Source organism: Pimelobacter sp. 30-1 (assembly GCF_018831735.1).
In the GTDB taxonomy this organism is placed as follows: Bacteria; Actinomycetota; Actinomycetes; order Propionibacteriales; family Nocardioidaceae; genus Nocardioides.
In genome coordinates this window covers 82,124-102,257 of sequence record NZ_NHTS01000010.1, presented here as the reverse complement: position 1 = coordinate 102,257, position 20,134 = coordinate 82,124, and the positions used below count along the sequence as shown (strand labels likewise).

21 protein-coding genes are annotated in these 20,134 nt (G+C 72.9%); 8 read left to right on the top strand and 13 right to left on the bottom strand.

Features of this window, described 5'->3' with window-relative positions; translation table 11 throughout:
• Positions 1–22: 22 nt before the first annotated feature.
• From CCO04_RS22170 to CCO04_RS22160, 3 genes are all read right to left on the bottom strand, one after another.
• Positions 23–1,372 (bottom strand): NAD-dependent malic enzyme, encoded by a 1,350-nt coding sequence (locus CCO04_RS22170; protein ID WP_215816645.1) that lies wholly within the window; start codon positions 1,370–1,372, stop codon positions 23–25.
• Positions 1,373–1,492: 120 nt separating this feature from the next.
• Entirely contained in the window at positions 1,493–1,936 is a 444-nt protein-coding gene (locus tag CCO04_RS22165; protein ID WP_215816346.1) for a universal stress protein, read from the bottom strand.
• 44 nt (positions 1,937–1,980) lie between these two features.
• Entirely contained in the window at positions 1,981–3,399 is a 1,419-nt protein-coding gene (locus CCO04_RS22160; protein WP_308281448.1) for an aminopeptidase P family protein, read from the bottom strand.
• 82 nt (positions 3,400–3,481) lie between these two features.
• On the opposite strand from CCO04_RS22160, the gene CCO04_RS22155 reads away from it, so the two are divergent.
• From CCO04_RS22155 to ettA, 5 genes are all read left to right on the top strand, one after another.
• The gene (locus tag CCO04_RS22155; RefSeq protein ID WP_215816344.1) at positions 3,482–4,603 is read left to right on the top strand and encodes a PrsW family intramembrane metalloprotease; all 1,122 of its coding nucleotides are present in this window, start codon (positions 3,482–3,484) and stop codon (positions 4,601–4,603) included.
• On the top strand, positions 4,600–6,354 hold the full coding sequence (locus tag CCO04_RS22150) for a dynamin family protein (RefSeq protein ID WP_252373716.1): 1,755 nt from the start codon (positions 4,600–4,602) through the stop codon (positions 6,352–6,354). The genes CCO04_RS22155 and CCO04_RS22150 overlap by 4 nt, the downstream gene beginning before the upstream one ends.
• The gene (locus tag CCO04_RS22145) at positions 6,351–7,952 is read left to right on the top strand and encodes an ABC transporter (protein WP_215816343.1); all 1,602 of its coding nucleotides are present in this window, start codon (positions 6,351–6,353) and stop codon (positions 7,950–7,952) included. Before CCO04_RS22150 ends, CCO04_RS22145 begins: the two co-directional genes overlap by 4 nt.
• A gap of 181 nt (positions 7,953–8,133) precedes the next feature.
• Positions 8,134–8,574, top strand: coding sequence for a single-stranded DNA-binding protein (locus tag CCO04_RS22140; RefSeq protein ID WP_215816342.1), 441 nt, complete (start codon positions 8,134–8,136; stop codon positions 8,572–8,574).
• A gap of 316 nt (positions 8,575–8,890) precedes the next feature.
• Positions 8,891–10,573: an energy-dependent translational throttle protein EttA gene (gene ettA, locus CCO04_RS22135; RefSeq protein WP_215816341.1), complete on the top strand. Its 1,683-nt coding sequence runs from the start codon at positions 8,891–8,893 to the stop codon at positions 10,571–10,573.
• Positions 10,574–10,717: 144 nt separating this feature from the next.
• Here the strand turns inward: ettA and CCO04_RS22130 are convergent, their stop codons facing one another.
• From CCO04_RS22130 to CCO04_RS22120, 3 genes are read right to left on the bottom strand one after another with little or no spacing between them, the layout of a single operon-like run.
• On the bottom strand, positions 10,718–11,233 hold the full coding sequence (locus tag CCO04_RS22130; protein WP_215816340.1) for a MarR family winged helix-turn-helix transcriptional regulator: 516 nt from the start codon (positions 11,231–11,233) through the stop codon (positions 10,718–10,720).
• 5 nt (positions 11,234–11,238) lie between these two features.
• Positions 11,239–11,826, bottom strand: coding sequence for a GNAT family N-acetyltransferase (locus tag CCO04_RS22125; RefSeq protein ID WP_215816339.1), 588 nt, complete (start codon positions 11,824–11,826; stop codon positions 11,239–11,241).
• A 45-nt stretch (positions 11,827–11,871) separates the two neighbouring features.
• Complete coding sequence (locus CCO04_RS22120) at positions 11,872–13,086, bottom strand: acetyl-CoA C-acetyltransferase (RefSeq protein ID WP_215816338.1); 1,215 nt, start codon at positions 13,084–13,086, stop codon at positions 11,872–11,874.
• Between the two features lie 149 nt (positions 13,087–13,235).
• Between CCO04_RS22120 and CCO04_RS22115 the strand changes: the two genes are divergently transcribed.
• The gene (locus tag CCO04_RS22115) at positions 13,236–14,135 is read left to right on the top strand and encodes a thioesterase family protein (RefSeq protein ID WP_215816337.1); all 900 of its coding nucleotides are present in this window, start codon (positions 13,236–13,238) and stop codon (positions 14,133–14,135) included.
• On the opposite strand, the gene CCO04_RS22110 is transcribed toward CCO04_RS22115, so the two are convergent.
• The 7 genes from CCO04_RS22110 to CCO04_RS22080 all read right to left on the bottom strand — a co-directional run bounded on the left by CCO04_RS22110 (position 14,122) and on the right by CCO04_RS22080 (position 19,254).
• Positions 14,122–14,895, bottom strand: coding sequence for an enoyl-CoA hydratase/isomerase family protein (locus CCO04_RS22110; RefSeq protein WP_215816336.1), 774 nt, complete (start codon positions 14,893–14,895; stop codon positions 14,122–14,124). The two genes, CCO04_RS22115 and CCO04_RS22110, sit on opposite strands and share 14 nt — an antisense overlap.
• Positions 14,896–14,916: 21 nt before the next feature.
• Positions 14,917–15,456, bottom strand: a complete 540-nt coding sequence (locus tag CCO04_RS22105; protein ID WP_215816335.1) for an RNA polymerase sigma factor — start codon at positions 15,454–15,456, stop codon at positions 14,917–14,919.
• A 100-nt stretch (positions 15,457–15,556) separates the two neighbouring features.
• On the bottom strand, positions 15,557–16,261 hold the full coding sequence (locus CCO04_RS22100; RefSeq protein WP_215816334.1) for a hypothetical protein: 705 nt from the start codon (positions 16,259–16,261) through the stop codon (positions 15,557–15,559).
• A 135-nt stretch (positions 16,262–16,396) separates the two neighbouring features.
• On the bottom strand, positions 16,397–16,993 hold the full coding sequence (locus CCO04_RS22095; RefSeq protein ID WP_215816333.1) for an RNA polymerase sigma factor: 597 nt from the start codon (positions 16,991–16,993) through the stop codon (positions 16,397–16,399).
• Positions 16,990–17,484 carry a hypothetical protein gene (locus CCO04_RS22090; RefSeq protein WP_215816332.1) on the bottom strand — a complete coding sequence of 165 codons (495 nt, stop codon included), beginning with the start codon at positions 17,482–17,484 and terminating at the stop codon, positions 16,990–16,992. The genes CCO04_RS22095 and CCO04_RS22090 overlap by 4 nt, the downstream gene beginning before the upstream one ends.
• A 377-nt stretch (positions 17,485–17,861) precedes the next feature.
• A complete protein-coding gene (locus CCO04_RS22085; protein WP_215816331.1) occupies positions 17,862–18,245 on the bottom strand; it encodes a globin in 384 nt (127 codons plus the stop codon).
• Between the two features lie 7 nt (positions 18,246–18,252).
• Positions 18,253–19,254: a mechanosensitive ion channel family protein gene (locus CCO04_RS22080; protein ID WP_215816330.1), complete on the bottom strand. Its 1,002-nt coding sequence runs from the start codon at positions 19,252–19,254 to the stop codon at positions 18,253–18,255.
• A gap of 85 nt (positions 19,255–19,339) precedes the next feature.
• On the opposite strand from CCO04_RS22080, the gene CCO04_RS22075 reads away from it, so the two are divergent.
• A complete protein-coding gene (locus CCO04_RS22075; RefSeq protein ID WP_215816329.1) occupies positions 19,340–19,708 on the top strand; it encodes a hypothetical protein in 369 nt (122 codons plus the stop codon).
• A gap of 8 nt (positions 19,709–19,716) precedes the next feature.
• Entirely contained in the window at positions 19,717–20,076 is a 360-nt protein-coding gene (locus tag CCO04_RS22070; protein ID WP_215816328.1) for a DUF5130 family protein, read from the top strand.
• Positions 20,077–20,134: the final 58 nt, after the last annotated feature.

Here is a 20,134-nt window from a genome sequence, read left to right as displayed (position 1 = left end):
TCGCCCCGCGAGCCCGGATCCGCTAGCGAGCGGACGAGCCCGCGATCGCCGCGGCGACCGCGTGGTGCACCTCGGGGTGGAACACCGACGGCATGATGAAGCTCGCGTTGAGCTCGTCGTCGCGCACCACGAGCGCGATCGCCTCGGCCGCGCGGAGCATCATCTCCACGGTCACCTCGGCGGCCCGCGCGTCGAGCAGGCCCCGGAAGACACCGGGGAACGCGAGCACGTTGTTGATCTGGTTCGGGAAGTCCGAGCGGCCCGAGGCGACGACGGCGGCGTACTTCGCGGCCTGCGCGGGGTCGACCTCGGGGTCGGGGTTGGCGAGCGCGAAGACGACCGGGTCGGCGGCCATCGTGGCGATCCACTCGGGCTTGAGGATGTTGGGGGCGCTGACGCCGATGAACACGTCGGCACCCTCGAGCACCTGCTGCAGCCCACCGGTACGACGCTCGCGGTTGGTCAGCGAGGCGAGCTCCTGGTGCGCGGGAGACAGGCCCGCGTCGTCGGCGCACAGCGCACCGCTGCGGTCGACCACGACGACGTCCTGGACGCCGGCGGCCAGGAGCAGCTTGACGATCGCGGTGCCCGCGGCGCCGCCACCGGAGACGACCACGCGCGCGGCGCCGACGTCCTTCTTGACCACGCGCAGCGCGTTGGTGAGCGCGGCGAGCACGACGATCGCCGTCCCGTGCTGGTCGTCGTGGAAGACGGGGATGTCGAGCCGCTCGCGCAGCCGGGCCTCGATCTCGAAGCAGCGCGGCGCGGCGATGTCCTCGAGGTTGATGCCGCCGAAGCCGGGGGCGATCAGCTCGACCGCACGCACGATCTCGTCGGTGTCCTGGGTGTCGAGGCAGATCGGCCAGGCGTCGATCTCGCCGAACCGCTTGAACAGCGCGGCCTTGCCCTCCATCACCGGCAGCGCGGCGCCGGGGCCGATGTTGCCCAGGCCGAGCACCGCGGAGCCGTCGGTGACGACCGCGACGGCATTGCCCTTGATGGTGAGCCGGCGCACGTCCTCGGGGTTCTCGGCGATCGCCATCGAGACCCGCCCCACGCCGGGCGTGTAGGCCAGCGACATGTCGTCGCGGGTCTTGAGCGGGACCTTCGAGGCGACCTCGATCTTGCCGCCGAGGTGGATCAGGAACGTCCGGTCGGAGACCTTGTGCACCTCGACGCCCTCGACCGCGGCGACCGCGGTCTGCAGCTCGAGTGCGTGCTCGGCGTCCGCGGCCGAGCAGGTGACGTCGACGGTGAGCCGGTGCGCGCTGGACTCCGCGACGTCGATCGCGGTGACCATGCCACCCGCGCTCGCGATCGCGGTGGCGACCTCACCCACGACACCGTGGTCGACGGTGGTGTGCAGGCGCATGGTGATCGAGTACGACGAGGCGGTGGCAGTCCTTTTGGGCACGATCCAAGTCTCGTCCCGAGACGGGGTTACTCGGAAGTCGGCGCGGTGTTCGATTTCTCCGCGGGTGCGGCGCGAGGCTCAGCCGCGGTCGTGGGTGTGGGCCACGTAGACGTCGCACGAGGCGTGCGCGGCGACATCGCGCGCGATGCTGCCGAGCACCCGTCCGGCGATGCCCTGGACCCGCTTGTTGCCCACGACGATGAGCTCGGCGCCCAGCGCCTCGGCGGTGCTGACGAGCGCCTCGCCCGGCTTGCCCTCGGCGGCGGCCGTGGTGATCGTGAGCCCCGGGTACGCCGTACGGAGCAGGCCCGCCGCCTTGGTGGCGACCTTCTCGGCCTCGGTCTCGTTGCTGAGCATCAGGGTGTCGCTGCCGATGCGCACCGTCTCGGACTCGAACTTGCCGAACGCCGAGATCAGGTGGAGGCGCGCGTCGAGCGCCTGGGCGAGCACGGCGGCCCGCTCCGCGGCCGCTGCCGCCGTCGCACTGCCGTCGACTCCCGCGACGATGATCTTGTCCGCCACTGCTGCTCCTCACGCCGTTGTGACCTGCGGCCCCAACGTAGCGCTCAACCGCGCAGCGTGGCCATCCAGTCCTCGATCGCCTCGGGGGTGCGCGGCAGCGCGGCCGAGAGGTTGCGGACGCCGTCGGCGGTGACCACCACGTCGTCCTCGATCCGGATACCGATCCCGCGCAGCTCCTCGGGGACGAGCAGGTCGTCGGCCTGGAAGTAGAGGCCCGGCTCGACGGTCAGCACCATGCCCTCGACGAGGTCCGCCTCGCGGTAGGCCTCGGGTGCCGCCTTGCCGCAGTCGTGGACGTCCATGCCGAGCATGTGGCTCACGCCGTGCAGGGTCCAGCGGGCGTAGACCTTGGAGTCGGGGGAGAGGGCCTCCTCGACCGAGACCGGCAGCAGGCCGAGGTCGTCGAGGCCGTGGGCGAGCACGTCCATCGCGGCGTCGTGGCCGGCCAGGAACTTCGCGCCCGGCCGGAGCGCGGCGATCGCGGCCTCCTGGGAGCGCAGCACCAGCGTGTAGAGGTCGCGCTGCAGGGGGGAGAACGTGCCGGAGACCGGCAGGGTGCGGGTCACGTCGGCGGTGTAGAGGTTGGCGCCCTCGACGCCCATGTCGCACAGGATCAGCTCGCCGGGGACGATCGCGCCCGAGTTCTCGATCCAGTGCAGCGTCGTCGCGTGGGAGCCGTTGGCGACGATCGAGTCGTAGCCGAGGTCGTTGCCCATCGTGCGCGCCCGGCGGAAGAACGTGCCCTCGAGCCAGCGCTCGCCGTGCTCGACGACGCGGTCCCACTCGCGCACGCAGTCCTCGAAGCCGAGCGTGGTCGCGTCGACCGCGGCCTGCAGCTCGCCGATCTCCCAGGCGTCCTTGACCAGGCGCATCTCGGAGGCAACCCGCTCGAGCTCGCCGTCGCGCCCCTCGTCACCGGGGACGAGCGCGTCGACCGAGGCCGAGACGCCGCGCAGGACGCGGGTCTTGGCGCTGCGGGCGAGGTCGGCCTCGAGCTCGTCGACGTGCTTGACGGTCAGGCCGAGGGCGGCCTCGAGCTCGCCGGCGGACGGGCGCTTGCCGGCCCACAGGGCGCCGTACTGGCGGTCGCGGAAGAACTCGTCGCTGTCCCGCGTCGAGCGCGGTCGGGCGTAGAGCACCGCGGAGCCGTCGGGCTCGACGACCAGCGTCGCGTCGGAGGTCTGGTTGCCGCTGAAGTAGGCGTGGGCCGTGTCGGCGCGGAAGCGGTAGTCGGTGTCGTAGGCGCGGACCTTGTAGCCGCCGCCGGGCAGCACCAGGCGCTCACCGGGGAACGCCTCGGCCAGCCGGGTACGACGAGCGGCCGCGTGGTCGGCGAGCGGATGGCGCTCGACGTCGTCCTCGCGCTCGTCCCAGCCCGTCCGCATGAAGGCCGCATAGGCCTCCGGGACGGCCGGGTCGTGCTGCTCGGTCTTCGGTCCGTTCTGCGGGGTCTCGGCGCTCACCCCCCTACTGTACGCACGCGCGCACGCCCGTGAAGACGCGGCGATCTCAGGCGCGCGGCACGCTGCGGATAGGCTGCGGCCCATGCCAGCAGTCCGTCGCAACAGTGTTGCCTTCACGGTCGTCGTGGCCGTGGCGGTGGCGCTCGGAGCGCTGCTGACACTGCTCGTGCTCGCGCTCTCCGGCGCGCCGACGATCACGCTGCTGGCGACCGCGCTCGCCGCGCTGCCCGTCGGGCCCGTCCTGGCGGCGTACCTGTGGCTCGACCGCTACGAGCCCGAGCCGCGGATCCTGCTCGCCTCGGGCCTGGCCTGGGGCGCCTTCGTCGCCACGATGGCCGCCATCGTCATCCAGGGCCTCGGCGGGCTCATCGTCGGGTTCACCGACGACGCCTCGCTCGCGATCGCCGCGCCGGTCATCGAGGAGGCGAGCAAGGGCCTCTTCCTGGTCCTGCTGCTCTGGTGGCGCCGGGCCGAGATCGACGGGGTCCTCGACGGCATCGTCTACGCCGGCATGGTCGGCGTGGGCTTCGCGTTCACCGAGAACATCCTCTACCTCGCCGCGGCCTACAACGGCACCGACGGCATGGGGCCGGGCGGGATCGAGGCGGTGACCGGGACCTTCGTCGTCCGGTGCATCTTCAGCCCGTTCGCGCACCCGCTCTTCACCGCCTTCACCGGCGTCGGGGTCGGCCTCGCGGTCGCCTCGCGGCGCCGCTCCGTGCGCTGGCTCGCGCCGCTGGGCGGCTACGCCCTCGCCGTGCTCGCCCACGGCGTCTGGAACGCCTCCACGATCTTCGGCTTCGGCAGCTTCGCCGTGGTCTACGTCGTGATCATGGCGCCGGCGTTCATCGGCATGATCGCGCTGGCGTGGTGGTCGCGCGAGACCGAGGCGCACGTCCTCCGGGTCTCGCTCACCGACGCCGCCCAGCGCGGCCTGCTGCCGGCGACCGACATCGGCTGGGTGGTCAACCTCCGTGCGCGCCGCCAGGCCCGGCAGTTCGCGCGCCGGATGGGCGGACCCGACGCCGAGCGCGCGATGCGCGACTACCAGCAGGCCGCGATCGAGCTGGGCTACCTCCATCACCGGCTCCTGCGCGGCACCGCGCCGGCCGACTGGCAGGTGCGCGGACAGGACTTCCTCGGGCGGATCCAGGCAGCCCGGCCGCAGATCGCATTTCCCGGACAGGTGGTACCTCAGCGATGACTCCCGGACACCAGGCCTCGACGGGCGCCGGCCTCACCGACGACGTCGACGGCCGGATGCTCACCGAGGTGGTGCGTCTCCACGGCTCGCTCAACAACGCGCCGCTGCCGCTCGACCTGCCCAGCGTCGACGCGCTGCGCGTCGGTCGCGAGCACATCATCGAGCAGCTCGAGGACTACATCATCCCGCGGCTGACCGAGATCGAGGCGCCGCTGCTCGTCGTGGTCGGCGGCTCCACCGGCGCCGGCAAGTCGACCCTGGTCAACACCCTCGTCGGCACCAAGGTGACCACGCCCGGTCTGCTCCGGCCGACCACGCGCTCGCCCGTGCTGGTCCACCACCCCGACGACGGCCGCTGGTTCGGCGCCGACCGGCTGCTCCCCGAGCTCGCCCGGGTCGCCCAGCCGACCACCGACCAGGACGCCATCCAGCTCGTCCCGAGCCTGGAGGTCCCGCGCGGGCTGGCGATCCTCGACGCACCCGACGTCGACTCGGTCGACGAGCGCAACCGTGAGCTCGCCGGTCAGCTGCTCGCCGCGGCCGACCTGTGGCTGTTCGTCACCTCGGCGGCGCGCTACTCCGACCAGGTGCCGTGGGACCACCTCAAGCAGGCGGTCGACCGCAACACGGCCGTGGCGCTCGTGCTCAGCCGGACCTCGGCCGACGACGTCTCGACGGTCTCGGTCCACCTCGCCCGGATGATGGCGGCCCGCGGGCTCAAGGACAGCCCGCTGTTCGCCGTACCTCAGGGGCCGGTGAGCGACGAGGGGCTGCTGCCCGCGTCGTACGGTGCCGAGATCAAGGGCTGGCTCGACGCGCTGGCCGCCGACACCGCCGCCAAGCGCGACGTCGTCAACCAGACCGTCGCCGGTGCCGTGCGCACGGTGACCCGCAAGGCGTTCCCGATCGCCGACGCCGTCGACCTCCAGGTCGGGGCCGTGGCCGACCTCCTCGCCCGCGCCGACCGTGTCTACGACGAGGCCCAGACGGCCCTGGTGAGCGCCGGCACCGACGGCACGCTCCTGCGCGGCGACCTGCTCGCCCGCTGGCAGGAGTTCGTCGGCAGCGGCGAGCTGGTCCGGACGCTGGAGGCCAAGGTCGGCTTCGTGCGCGAGCGGCTGGTCAACGCGATCAAGGGCAAGCCCCAGCAGGCCGAGCGGGTCGGGCTCGCCATCGAGATGGCGCTCGAGACGCTCGTCGCCGACCACGCCGAGCGGGCCGCCTCGACCGCGGCCGCCGCGTGGCGCGAGAAGTCCTACGGCGAGGCGCTGCTCCGCTCGACCACCGACGACCTGTCCCGCGCCGGCCGGGGGCTGCGTGCCCAGGCCGAGCAGGAGGTCCGCACCTGGCACGACGGGCTCCAGGACCTCGTCCGCACCGAGGCCGGCGACGCGCGCCACAGCGCGCGCTTCCTCGCGCTCGGCGTCCGCGGGCTCGCGGTGACGCTCGGCGTCGTCGCGCTCGCCGGAGCCCAGCCCCAGGGCGACGCGGCCGAGGCCGTCCGGCTCGGCGAGGGTCTCCTCGCCACCACGCTCGGACAGGCCGGCGCCGACCGACTCGTCGACCAGGCGCGCGGCGACCTCGCGCGCCGGCTGACGACCCTGATGGGCGCCGAGCGCGCCCGCTACCTCGCGCCGGCCGCACAGTGGCAGCTCAAGCCCGACGCGCCGGACCAGCTCCGCCAGGCCGCTCGCCGGGTGGACGACCTGCGGTTCGCCGCGGCTAAGAAGGGAACGGGTGGACACCTGTGACGCAAGGTCTCGACGACGCGACGAAGGTCCCTGCCGACCTCGCCACGCGGGGATCGGCCATCGGCGCCAAGGTCGCCGGGCTCGACGCGGCGGCCCAGGCCGCGCGCGGCCGGCTCGATGACGCGGTGCTCGACGAGGTCGCGGCGGCGGTGGACAAGTCGACCGGCCGGCTGCGGCTCTCGGCGCGCCACACGGTCGTCGCCATCGCCGGAGCGACGGGCTCGGGCAAGTCGTCGACGTACAACTCGCTGACCGGGCTCGAGCTCTCCTCCGTCGGCATCCGCCGGCCCACCACCTCGTGGGCCACGGCCGTGGTGTGGGGGAGCCAGGGCGCCGGCGAGCTGCTCGAGTGGCTCGGCATCCCGCCGCGCCACCAGACGATGCGCGACTCGATGCTCGATACCCCGCGCGGCGACGAGGACTTCGACGGCGTCGTCCTGCTCGACCTGCCCGACCACGACTCCACCGAGGTCTCCCACCACCTCGAGGTCGACCGGCTCGTCGCCACCGCCGACCTCATGGTGTGGATCCTCGACCCCCAGAAGTACGCCGACGCCGCCGTGCACGACCGCTACTTCAAGCCGATGAGCACCCACCAGGACGTCATCCTGGTCGCGCTCAACCACATCGACACCGTGCCGCTCGACCGCCGCCAGTCGATGATCGACGACGTCCGCCGGCTGCTGGCCGCCGACGGCCTGCCCGACGTCCCCGTGCTGCCGATCTCGGCGCGCGAGGGCATCGGCATGCCTGAGCTGCGCCAGGAGATCCTGCGCCGGGTCCACGACAAGCGGAGCACGTCGCTGCGCGTCGAGGCCGACATCGCCGCCGCCGCCGGGCGCCTCGAGCAGGCCGGTGGCAGCACGCCCGCCGCCGACCTCGCGCCCAGCCGGATCGAGGACGTCGAGGACCGCGTCGCCGACGCGGCCGGCGTCTCGGCCGTCGTCGAGGGCATCGAGCGCACCGTCGGCGAGCGCGCCCGCCGTGCCGTCGCCTGGCCGCCGCTCGCGCTGCTGGGCGGTCGCGGCGACGACGCGACGGCGCTCTCCACCGACCCCAAGGTCGCCCCGCTCGACCGCGCCGCCGTCGACACCACCGTGCGCGGGCTGGCCGACGAGGCCGCCGCGGGCGTCGGACCGGGCTGGACCCGGCACGTGCTTGCCGCGGCCACCGGCCGCCTCGACAGCGCCGGCCAGCGCCTCGACCAGGAGCTGCGCCGGGTCGACCTCGGTGGCCGGCTGCCCGCGTGGGTGGGCCTGGTCCGGGTGCTGCACTGGCTGCTCCTGCTGGCCGCCGTCGGCGGCTTCGTCTGGTGGGGCGTCGCCGCGGTCCAGGGCAACGCCGGCGACCTGACCAAGGTCGCCGGGCTCCCGCTGCCGGCCGTGCTCGGCATCGGTGGGCTGGTGCTCGGGCTGCTCCTCGCCGTGGTCGGGGGGATGCTCGTGCGCGGGCTCGCCCGGCAGCGCGCCGAGGCGGCCGACGAGCGGCTGCGCGGGGTCGTGCACCAGGTGCTCGACGCCGACGTGGTCCAGCCGCTCGGCGCCGAGCTCGCGTCGTACGCGGCCTTCCGCCGGGGCATCAACGCCGCGCGTTCCTGACCCGCTGAACCTCACGCCTCTCCCAGACGTACCGCCCCGGTCCCTCGGCTCTCCACAGCCGGCGGGCCGGGGCTCTTCTCTCCCCAGCCCGCCCTGACCCGGACCCGCATCCCCGGCCCCCTGCCATGGACTTCTCTCCTGCCCGGTCACCCCGACCGGGCGCCATCGAGAGGAGAATCCCATGTCCAACGCCCCCTTGGTCACCGTCCAGGGCTGGATCGGCAACGAGCCCACCGCCCGCGAGGTCGGCGGCGTCCCGGTGCTCGGCTTCCGGGTGGGCTGCACACCCCGCCACTTCAGCCGCACCGCCGCCGAGTGGGTCGACGGCGAGACCCAGTGGTACGCCGTCAGCGCCTGGCGCCGCCTCGCCTCCCACGCCGCGAGCTCGCTCCACCAGGGCGACCCGGTCATCGTGCACGGCCGGCTCACCCACCGCACCTACGTCAACAAGCACGGGCTCGAGGCCGTCGCCGTCGAGATCGACGCCCTGACCCTCGGCCACGACCTGACCCGCGGGGTGGCCACCTTCGTCAAGGCCGCACCGCTGCCGCCCGATGCCGCCGGGGCAGCTGAGGCCGCCTCCGGGCTCCCCGCCGCGTCCGACCGGAGCGCCGCCGCATGACCCTCGCGCCGCCGCTCCCGCGCCCCGCCCCGCCGGGCCCACCGTCCCCGCCCCACCGCCCACCCGCACCACCGGCGCCCGACGACCCCGGCGACCCCTGCGGCGCTGGCGGCGCTGGCGGCGATGCCGCCGATGCCGCCGGCCGCGACCGACCGGAGCACCGCCGCATGACCCTCGCGCCGCCGCTCCCGCGCCCGGCCCCGCCGGGTCCGCCGTCCCCGCCCCACCGCCCGCCCGCGCCACCGGCGCCCGACGACCCCGGCGCGGAGCGACCCCGACCACCGTGATCCGCCGGATGCTGCGTAGCCTTGGCCCCATGGCGGAATACGTGCTCTCGCTGCGCAACGTGCGAAAGGCCCATGGCGACAAGGTTGTCCTCGACAACGTGACGCTGTCCTTCCTGCACGGCGCCAAGATCGGTGTCGTCGGACCCAACGGCATGGGCAAGTCCTCGCTGCTCAAGCTGATGGCCGGCCTCGACCAGCCCAACAACGGCGACATCGTGCGCGACCCCGACGCGACGGTCGGCATGCTCCAGCAGGAGCCGCCGCTGACCGAGGGCAAGACCGTCCTCGAGAACGTCGAGGAGGCCGTGGCGGACATCAAGTCCAAGATGAAGCGCCTCGAGGACGCCTACATGGAGATGGGCGACCCCGACGCCGACCAGGACGCCCTGATGGCCGAGACGGGCGAGCTGCAGACCGAGCTCGACAACGCCAACGCCTGGGACCTCGACAGCCGGCTCGAGCAGGCGATGGACGCCCTGCGCTGCCCGCCCTCCGACGCCCTCGTCGACAAGCTCTCCGGTGGTGAGCGGCGCCGCGTGGCGCTGTGCAAGCTCCTCCTCCAGCAGCCCGACCTGCTGCTCCTCGACGAGCCCACCAACCACCTCGACGCCGAGTCCGTGCAGTGGCTCGAGGGTCACCTCAAGTCCTACCCGGGCGCCGTCCTGGCGGTCACCCACGACCGGTACTTCCTCGACAACGTCGCCCAGTGGATCGCCGAGGTCGACCGCGGCTCGATCCACGGCTACGAGGGCAACTACTCGACGTACCTGGAGACCAAGAAGGAGCGGCTCAAGGTCGAGGGCGCCAAGGACGCCAAGCGCGCCAAGATGCTCGAGAAGGAGCTGGAGTGGGTCCGCTCCAACGCCAAGGCCCGCCAGACCAAGTCCAAGTCGCGTCTGGCCCGGTACGAGGAGCTCGCGGCCGAGGCTGACAAGGCCCGCAAGATCGACGCCGCCGACATCAACATCCCGCCGGGCCCGCGCCTGGGTGACGTCGTGCTCGAGGCCGAGCACCTCACCAAGGGCTTCGAGGACCGGATCCTGTGGAACGACATCTCCTTCACGCTCCCGCGTGCGGGCATCGTCGGTGTCGTCGGCCCCAACGGCGTCGGCAAGACCACCCTGTTCCGGATGATCACCGGCAACGAGCAGCCCGACTCCGGCAAGCTCAACGTCGGCCAGACAGTCAAGATCTCGTACGTCGACCAGAGCCGCGGCGGCATCGACCCCAAGAAGAACGTCTGGGAGGTCGTCTCCGACGGCCTGGACTTCATCAAGGTCGCCAACTTCGAGATGAACAGCCGCGCCTACGTCGCGTCGTTCGGCTTCAAGGGCCCCGACCAGCAGAAGAAGGCCGGCGTCCTCTCCGGTGGTGAGCGCAACCGCCTCAACCTCGCGCTCACCCTCAAGCAGGGCGGCAACATGCTCCTGCTCGACGAGCCGACCAACGACCTCGACGTCGAGACCCTGTCCTCGCTCGAGGACGCCCTGCTCGACTTCCCGGGCTGCGCCGTGGTGACCTCCCACGACCGGTGGTTCCTCGACCGGGTGGCCACCCACATCCTCGCCTGGGAGGGCACCGAGGACGACGAGGGCGCCTGGTTCTGGTTCGAGGGCAACTTCGCCTCCTACGAGGACAACAAGATCGAGCGCCTCGGCGTCGAGGCGGCCCGCCCGCACCGCGTCACGCACCGTCGCCTCACCCGCGACTGACCGCGCTCCGCGCGCTCCGCACCGTGCACCGAACGGCCTCGTCGGCCCCCTGAGGGGTTCGCCGGGGCCGTTCGCCATGCCGGCGGCGGCCGCTCGCCGGGCCGTGCGCTGGGCCCGTGCTGACGCAGGCGGAGCCGTTCCCGGCTAGCGGATCTCGCGCTCCGGGTGCGCGCAGATCAGCTCGTCGCACACCGCGTCCATGACCCGCCCGAGCGCGTCGAGGTCGCCGGGCGCGACCAGGTCGATGAGCGACTGCCGGACCGTGTCGACGTGGCCGGGGGCGGCGAGGGTGAGCATGGCGTAGCCGGCGTCGGTGAGCCGGCAGTCGACGCCACGGCCGTCCTCGGGGGACTCCTCGCGCTGGACCAGGCCGGCCTTCTCCATCCGCTTGACCGTGTGGGTGACCCGGCTGCGGCTGTGCGCGAGGGCGGCGGCGAGCTGGGCCATCCGGAGCCGGCCCTCGGACTCGGAGAGGCGGACCAGGATCTCGTACTCGACCGCGGACAGGCCGTGCTGGCGGCGCAGGTCCTCGTCGATCCGGTCGAGCAGGAGCGTGGTGCCGAGCAGGAACGAGCGCCAGGTGCGCTGCTGCTCCTCGTCGAGCCACCGCGGCTCGTGGCCGGCTGCGGCGGCCAGGGAGGCGGCGGTCTCGTCAGTCATCCGCGTCAGTCTAGGTCCTGGGTGAGGTCGTGCCGGAGCAGTACGCGCGGGTGTCCGTTGAGCACCGAGGTGGTGTCGGCGGCCCAGCGGAAGCCGGCGGCCTCGAAGTTGGCCCGCAGGCCGGCGTACGCCATGGTCTGGTCGACCCGGGCCTCGCCGTTGTCGAGGGGGTACGCCTCGAGGGCGGGCGCGCCGTGGTCGCGGGCGTAGCCGACCGCTCCCTGGATGAGGGCGTGCGAGATGCCCTGGCCGCGGTGGCCGGGCCGGACCCGGATGCACCACACCGACCACACCGGCAGGTCGTCGACGTGGGGGATCTTGCGGTTGCGGGCGAAGGTCGTGTCCGCGCGCGGAGCCACGGCCGCCCACCCGACGGGGACGTCGTCGCGGTAGGCGAGGACCCCGAGCGGTCCGTCGTCGAGCAGCTTCGCGACGAACGCGCCGCGCTCCTGCCCACGCATGGCGTTGTTGACCTTGGACGGGATCCGATAGCTCAGGCACCAGCAGACGCTGGCGTCGGGGCGCTGGGGGCCGACCAGGGCCCGGACGTCCTCGAAGACAGTGGCGGGCCGTACCTCGATCTCCGTGCTCATGCACGGCAAGGTACGGCCCGCCACCGACAGTCGCTCAGGGGAGCGTCAGGAGAGGCGCTCCAGGATCATCGCCATGCCCTGGCCGCCACCGACGCACATGGTGATCAGGCCGGTGGACTTGTCGTGCCACTGCAGCGAGTTGAGCAGCGTGTTCTGCAGGCGGGCGCCGGTCATGCCGAAGGGGTGGCCCACGGCGATGGAGCCGCCGTTGACGTTGAGCTTCTCGATCGGGATGCCGAGGTCCTCGGCCGAGGGCAGGACCTGGGCGGCGAAGGCCTCGTTGATCTCGGCGAGGTCGATGTCGTCGATGCTCATCCCGGCGTGCTTGAGGGCGTTGCGGGTGGCCTCGACCGGGCCCAGGCCCATGATCTCGGGGGAGAGGCCCGAGACGCCGGTGGAGACGATCCGGGCCAGCGGGGTGAGCCCGAGCTCGGCGGCCTTGGTGTCGGACATGATCACGACGGCGGCGGCGCCGTCGTTGAGCGGGCAGCAGTTGCCGGCGGTCACGACGCCGTCGGGGCGGAAGACCGGCTGGAGCTGGGAGATCGCGTCGTAGGTGACGCCGGCGCGCGGGCCGTCGTCGGCCGAGACGACGGTGCCGTCGGCGAGGGTGACCGGGGTGATCTCGCGGGCCCAGAAGCCGTCGTTGATGGACTTCTCGGCGAGGTTCTGCGAGCGGACGGCGAAGTGGTCGAGGTCCTCGCGCTTGAGGCCGCGCATCCGGGCGACGTTCTCGGCGGTCTGGCCCATGGCGATGTAGACGTCGGGGAGCAGACCGTCCTCGCGCGGGTCGTGCCAGTCCTTGCCGCCCTGGGCGTAGTCCTCGGTGCGCTGCTGGGCGTCGGCGAAGAGGGGGTTCTTGGTGTTCGGGATGTGGTCGGACGTGCCGAACTGGAAGCGCGAGACCGTCTCGACGCCGGCGGAGATGAAGACGTCGCCCTCGCCGGCCTTGATCGCGTGGAAGGCCATCCGGGAGGTCTGCACCGACGAGGAGCAGTACCGGGTGATGGTGGCGCCGGGGATCTCGTAGCCCATCAGGCTGGTGACGATGCGGGCCATGTTGTTGCCGGCCTCACCGCCGGGCAGGCCGCAGCCGAGCAGGAAGTCGTCGACGTCGTTGGGGTCGAGCGCGGGGATCTTGTCGAGCGCGGCCTTCGCGATGAACGCGGTCAGGTCGTCGGGCCGGAAGTCCTTGAGCGAGCCCTTGTTGGCACGGCCGATCGGCGTGCGGGCGGCTGAAACGATGACGGCCTCGGGCATGGAGACTCCTCGGTGCGGTGACAGGCTGAACCCGGACAGCGTAGTGCGGCAGACCTGTAACAGGTTGCAGTCGTGGCAGATCCCACACAGCGGTCCCTGCATGCGGATCCCCACCCCGCGGTGGGGGCCTCCCGTGGAAGCATGCACGCGTGCGGCACCGTTACGACTGCCCCCTGCGCTGGGGGGACATCGACCAGCTCAACCACGTCAACAACGTGAAGTACGTCGACTACCTCCAGGAGGCGCGCGGCGCGCTCCTGCACGCCTGCCGCACCGCTGCCGGGGTGGAGCACCACCACAACGACGCCTACGTCGTGCGCCGGCACGAGGTGACCTTCCGGGCACCGCTGCGCTTCCGGTTCCAGGCGGTGGCGATCGAGTCGTGGGTCAGCGAGATCCGGACCGCGAGCTTCACCCTCGACCACGAGATCTTCACCGAGGACGCCGACGGCACCCGCACCGTCTACCTCCGGGCCCGGACCGTGCTGGCGCCGTTCGTCCTCGCCACCGGTACGCCGCGCCGCCTCGACGAGCAGGAGCGCACCGCGCTCGCGCCGTACGCCGAGCTGGGGGAGGTCCGCTCCCGCCCGGTCCTGGTCGACGTGGCGCGCGAGCACGCCTCGCACTACCCGGTGCAGGTGCGCTTCTCCGACCTCGACATCTACCGCCACGTCAACAACGTGAAGTACTTCGAGTTCTTCCAGGAGGCGCGGATCGGCTCGATCCGGCGCCTCCAGCAGGGCCTCCAGGGCTTCCCGCGGGTCGTGAGCGTGCTCGCCCAGGCCGACGTCGAGTACGTCGCGCCGATCGTGCTGCGCCCGCAGCCCTACGACTGCTGGTCGGTGATCTCCCGGATCGGCAACAAGTCGATGGTGATCGAGTCCGAGATCACCGACGGCGTGGGCGGTGCGGACGGCGGCGAGGTGCTGGCCCGCTCCAAGGTCGTGCTGGTCTTCTTCGACACCGAGACCCAGCGCTCGATGACGCCGCCGCCGGGATTCCGCGAGGCGCTGGTCGAGGCGCTCGGGGACATGGTCACAGCCCGCTGAAGTCCGGCTCGCGGCCCTCGGCGAAGGCGGCGAGCGCCTCGAGGTTCGCCGGTCCGCCCATCAGCTCGGCGAAGGCGGCGTTCTCCCGGTCCCGGGCGGCGCGGATGGCGGCGCGGTGCGGCTCGGTCATGGTGTGCTTGACCGCGATCAGCGACGAGATCGGCCGGCGGGCGAGGACCTCGGCCTGGCGCCGGGCGGTCGCGAGCAGGTCGCCGGGCGCGCACACGGTGCGGACCAGGCCCATCTCACGAGCCTCCTCGGCGCTGATCCACTCGGCCGAGAGCAGGGCCCAGGCGGCGTTCTGGCGACCCACCAGCGCCGGGAACAGGTACGACGACGCGGCCTCCGGCGCCACGCCGAGCGAGGTGAAGGGGCACTTGAGCCGGGCCTCGGTGGACATCAGCCCGAGGTCGGCGAACCCCAGGATCGTCGCGCCGATGCCCAGGCCGAGCCCGTTGACGGCCACGACGAGCGGCTTGGGGAAGTCGGCCAGGGCGTCGATCAGGCCGATGAACCCGTGCCGGCCGCGCACGAAGGTGGGGTCGGTGGCGATCCGGTGCATCTCGAGCAGGTCGGTCCCGGCGCTGAAGGCCCGCCCGGCGCCGGTGAGCAGGACGACGGCGACCGTGGGGTCGGCGGCCGCGGCGAGGAGCGCCTCGGCGGTCGCGTCGTACAGCTCCTCGTTGAAGGCGTTGAGCGCCTCGGGGCGGTCGAGGGTCAGGGTGCGGACCCGGTTCTCGTCGGAGACCTGCAGCGTCATGACGCCAGGATAGAACGTGTTCTAGGTTCCCGGGTGGTCCAGGACGCCGCGCAGCCGCTTGAGGCCGCGGTGCCGGGCGACCCGGACGGCGACGGCGGACATCCCGAGCGCGGCCGCCGTCGCGGCGACGTCGAGGTCGAGCACCTCGGTGCAGGCGATGACGTCGCGCTCCCGCGGAGGCAGCGAGGCGAGCGCCTCGCGGACCCACTCGTCGGCGATCAGGCGTGGCTCCGGCCCCGGCAGGGTCACGGTCGCGTCGGCACCGAGCGTCTCCAGGCCGCGTGAACGGGTCGCCCCGCGCCGCGAGGCGTTGGCCGCGTGGTTGCGGGCGATGCCGAAGAGCCAGCCACCGAAGTCCGACGAGGTCCCGGTGAAGTCCGCCACCCGCTCGGCCGCCACCAGCCACGCCGCGGCGGCCAGGTCGTCGGGCGCCTCGCCGCCCGGCTTCGCCCGGGACTCGAGCCAGAGCAGCAGCCGGCCCGCGTGGGCGCGATAGAGCTCGCGCCACGCAGCGGCGTCACCGCGCTTCGCCGCGGCGACCAGCTCGTCGTCGGCTCGCACCAGACGTGTCCCACCCCTATTGGCCTGCACGCCTCCGGAGTCGTCCCGGGGCGTGGGGCCTCATTGTCGCGTGCCCCGGGCCCTCCGGGCGACTTATCGGCTATCGGTCGGTGCCGTGGCCCTTGGCCTTGCCCTTGCCGTTGTCGTGGCCCTTGCTGTTGCCGTTGTCCTGGCCCTTGCCGCCGGGGTTGCCCTGACCGTGGGACTTGGCCTTGTCCTTGCCCTTGTCCTTGTCGTGCCCCTTGGCCTTGCCCTGGCTCTTGCCGTTGCCCTGGTCGTGGCCCTTGCCGCCGGGCTTGTTCTCGGGCTTGTCACCGGGCTTGCCGTGGGGCTCGTCGCCGTCGGTGCCCGGGTCGGTCGCGTGCTCCCCGGCCGATCCGGGCGCAGTGCCCGACCCGGTGCCCGACCCCGTGCCCGACCCCGTGCCGGAGGGGTCCACCGATGAGCGGGAGGAACCCGGCAGCCCCGGGGACAGGGGGCTGCCGGGCGTGGATACGTCGGAGTGTGGGGTTCCGACGTCTCCGGGGCTCGGGTTCCCGGTGGGCTCCACCTTGGTCGGGGCGTCGGCGGGGGAGAGTGGGATCTCCGTGCCGGTGGGGATGCCCGCTGCCCAGGTCGCCGCCGCGATCGCGGCCACGGAGGCCGTCGCGACGACGAGGCGGAGCCCGGAGGACCGAGCCGTACGTGGGGGTGCCGTCGGCACCGAGGACGCGCTCAGGTGGGTGAGCATGCCGAGGAACGCGGGGTCCGGCTCCAGCGTCGGTACGTCGACGCGGAGCCGCTCCGTGCGGCGATCGGTGCTCATGGCCTGCTGCCTGTCGGTCGTGCTCGGGTCGGGTACCCGGTCAGGCCCCTCCCGAGACGGGGGCTGTCCTCACCGACTTCATGTAGCCGGGAGGTGCGGTTGTTACGTCCAGAGTAGAGAAAGCACACCACAAGCTCACCCGGCCTCTGGCGCGGCGGTCGGTGCAGCGGTCGGTGCGGCGGTCGGACCCGTGGGTCCCGAGGTCTCTGCCGGGTCGGCGTCCAGCCGGCCGCGCAGGCGCTTGAGGGCCCGGTGGTGCGCCACCCGTACGGCGACCGGGCGCAGGCCGAGCGCGGTCGCGGTGGTCGGTACGTCCATGTCGAGCACCTCGCGGCAGGTGACCACGTCCCGCTCGCGCTCGGGCAGCGTGGCGAGCAGCCGGCGGGCCCAGTCGCTGCCGGTCGTCGCCGGTTCGGGACCGGGGTCGAGGCCGGGGGCGGTGGGGGCGAGGACGCTGGGGTCGCGGCGGGCCGAGCGGCGCCGGGCGTTGGCCAGGTGGTGCCGGGCGATGCCGAACAGCCAGGCGGCGAAGGCGTCGCCGTCGCCCTCGAAGCCGGCGATCTTCTCGGCCGCGACCAGCCACGACGCCGCGGCGATGTCCTCGGGGGTCTCGTCGCCGGTACCCCGGGCGCGCAACCAGACGACGAGACGCGTGGCGTGTGCTCGGTAGAGCTCGCGCCACGCCTCGGGGTCGCCGCGCTGGGCCGCGGCGACGATGTCGTCGGAGGTCACTGAGCCGAGGCCACCTGCGCTTCCTGCGGCTGGGGGGAGCGGCGTGCGTCGTGGTCGCCCTGCTGGTCGTCGTCGTTGCCCTGCTGGTCGTGCGCGTCCTGGTCGCCCTGGTCGTCCCGGTCGCCGTGCTCGGGGACGGGCACCGGCGGCTTGCCGGGCTTGTCGAAGAGGTCGCCCGGCCCCGGAGCATGACTGAGTCCCGGCGGCAGCGGGGCCGACGGGACGGGTGGGACGGGCGGGGTGATCGGGACCGAGGGGAGCGAGGGGAGGGGAAGGCTCGGGGTGGGCAGGTCGAGCGCCGGTGGCGAGCCCGAGCCGTCCGGTACGAGCGCCGGGTCGGTCCCCGCGGTGCCCGGCGAGGCGGGCGCGGTCGACCCCGCATCACCCGCCGAGGTCGGGGATGGGGACTCTCCCTCGGCGGGTGACTCCGGATCATCGGAGTGTGGGGTTCCGACGCCTCCGGGAGAGGGGTCGGCCGGCTGGTGCGTCACGTGCTCCTCGGGGCGGAACGGAGAATCCGTTCCGGGCAGGGCACCCGCAGCCCACGAGGTGGCACCGACGGCGATCGCACCCCCCAGCACAATCGCCCATCGCGCACCAGCCGACCGACTCGGTCGCGTAGCCGGTGCGGCCGAGCCTCGGCTCAGCTCCACCAACTGCGCGAGCAGTGCCGGTTCCGGATCGGCCGGGCGCACGTCCGCGCGCAAGGCCTCGATCCAGTCCGGTCGGGTCATGTTCATCTCTCAACACCTCGGTCCGGAGACCGGAGCGCTCCGGTCACAGGACGAGGGGCCGGGAGCGGCCCCTCGTGGAGTACCTGTCGCGAGAGGGCCCGGGCGTTACATCGCCCGGGAAGTTTTTCTCGGGCTCAGCCCGGGGTGTTGACCATGAAGGTCGCCGCGTGGGTCACGTAGTCCCAGAACCGGGCGTCCTGCTCGGGGGTCAGCGCGACGCTGTCGAGGCCGGCCCGGAAGTGGGTCAGCCAGCGGTCGCGGGCGTCGGCGTCGACGGCGAAGGGCGCGTGGCGCATCCGCAGCCGCGGGTGCCCGCGGTGCTCGGAGTACGTCGTGGGCCCGCCCCAGTACTGGACCAGGAAGAGCAGGAAGCGCTCCTCGGCCGGGCCGAGGTCGGCCTCGGGGTACATCGGGCGGAGCACCTCGTCGGCCGCCACGCCCTCGTAGAACTTCGCCACGATCCGGCGGAAGGTCTCGAACCCGCCGATCTCGTCGTAGAAGCTCGTCTCGTCACTCACCCGACCATCATCCCTCGTCGCCCGCGGCGGCCGGCGCGGGCCCCTGCTCGCCGCCGGCACGGCGGTCCTCGCGGTGCCAGACGACCCGCTGGGCGAACGGGATCTCGATGCCCTCGTGGTCGAAGCGGGCCTTGATCCGCTGGCGCAGCGCCCGGGCGACCGCCCACTGCTCGAGCGGCGCGGTCTTGACCATCACCCGGATGGTCACCGCGTCGGGCGCCAGCATCTCGACGCCGGTCACCTCGGGCTCCTCGATGATGACGTGGTTGAACTCGTCGTCCTGCCACAGGTCGTGGGCGACGTCGCGCAGCACCCGCTGGACCCGGGCGAGGTCCTCGCTGTAGCCGACGCTGACGTCGACGACCGCGCGCGACCAGTTCTGGCTCTTGTTGCCGACCCGCAGGATCTCGCCGTTGGGGACGTACCAGACGGTGCCGTTGATGTCGCGCAGCCGGGTCATCCGCAGGGTGACCAGCTCGATGGTGCCGTTGGCCTCGCCGAGGTCGACGACGTCGCCGACGCCGTACTGGTCCTCGATGAAGATGAAGATGCCGGCCAGGAAGTCCTTGACCAGCGACTGGGCGCCGAAGCCGAGCGCGATGCCGATGATGCCGGCGCTGGCGATGATGGGCGCGATGTCGACCCCGAGCTCGCTGAGCACCATGGTCCCGGCGATGGCCACCACGACGAAGGTGATGATGCTCTTGAGGACGCCGGCCATGGTCGCGGCGCGCTGCTTGCGCCGGGCGGCGACGGCGTTCTCGACCCGCTCGGGCAGGACGCCGCGCTCGGCGCGCCGGGCGATCCGGTCGACCACGCGGTGCAGCATCCAGCGGGCGACGAGGCCGAGCAGGACCAGGCCGATGATGGCCAGCGGCTTGCCGATCAGGACGTCGGACCACTCGGCCAGGCGGCGGTTGCCGGTCACGTCCCAGGCCAGGTCGCACACGGTCTCGCCGTCGGCGCAGGGGCTGGTCGGAGCAGCGGTCGACAGGGCGGAGACGAGCATCCGCTCAGTGTCCCAAATGGGCGGTGAACGCGCTGGGGTGGCACCACCGCGCCACGCGGGGCGCGGAGCCGATATCCTCAGGCCCGTGACCAGCACTGCCGTACGTCGCCTCCTCACCGCCTGCACCCTCGTCGGAGTGAGTGCCTTCCTCGTCGTCGGCGGCGCGGGTGCCGCCTCGGCCGACACGCCCGTGCCGCGGCCGGGCAGCTGGGAGCCCAAGCCCGACATCGACGTGCTCCACGCGTTCTTGATCCTCGGCGGCATCCCGCTGCTGGTCTTCGTGGTGATCACGCTGCTCTACGTCGCCCCGGCGCTCGCCCGTGGCGAGAACCTCGGCGTCAACGCGCTCGAGCCCGAGAGCCAGTGGCTCGGCGGCCCGCGGAAGGCGGCTGGTGAGCTCGCCGAGCCGGACTCCGAGGACTCCAAGGCCGGCGGCGCCGGCGGCACCTGGTAGTCCGCGCCATGCCCACCACGGCCCTCAGCGCCGCCGAGCGCGCTGCCCTCGACGTCACGATCCGCACCGCCGAGCAGCTGTGCCGGGCCGAGATCTCGGTCTTCGTCGGCGCCGCCTCCGGCGACCCGCGCGACTTCGCGACCAGCCTGCACAACACGCTGGTGCTGCCCACCCGCAGCATCCTGATCATGGTCGACCCCGACCGCCGGGTGGTCGAGATCGTCACCGGCGGGCACACCCGTCAGCTGCTCACCGACGAGGAGTCGGCGCGCGCGGTGACCGCGATGACCGAGCGGTTCGCGACCGGCGACCTGGCCGGCGGGCTGACCCGCGGCATCGAGCTCCTCGGCGAGCTCGCCAAGGACTGAGCACCCCCGCACGCAGCACGGCCCGGCACCCCGAGGGGTGCCGGGCCGTGGTGCGTCT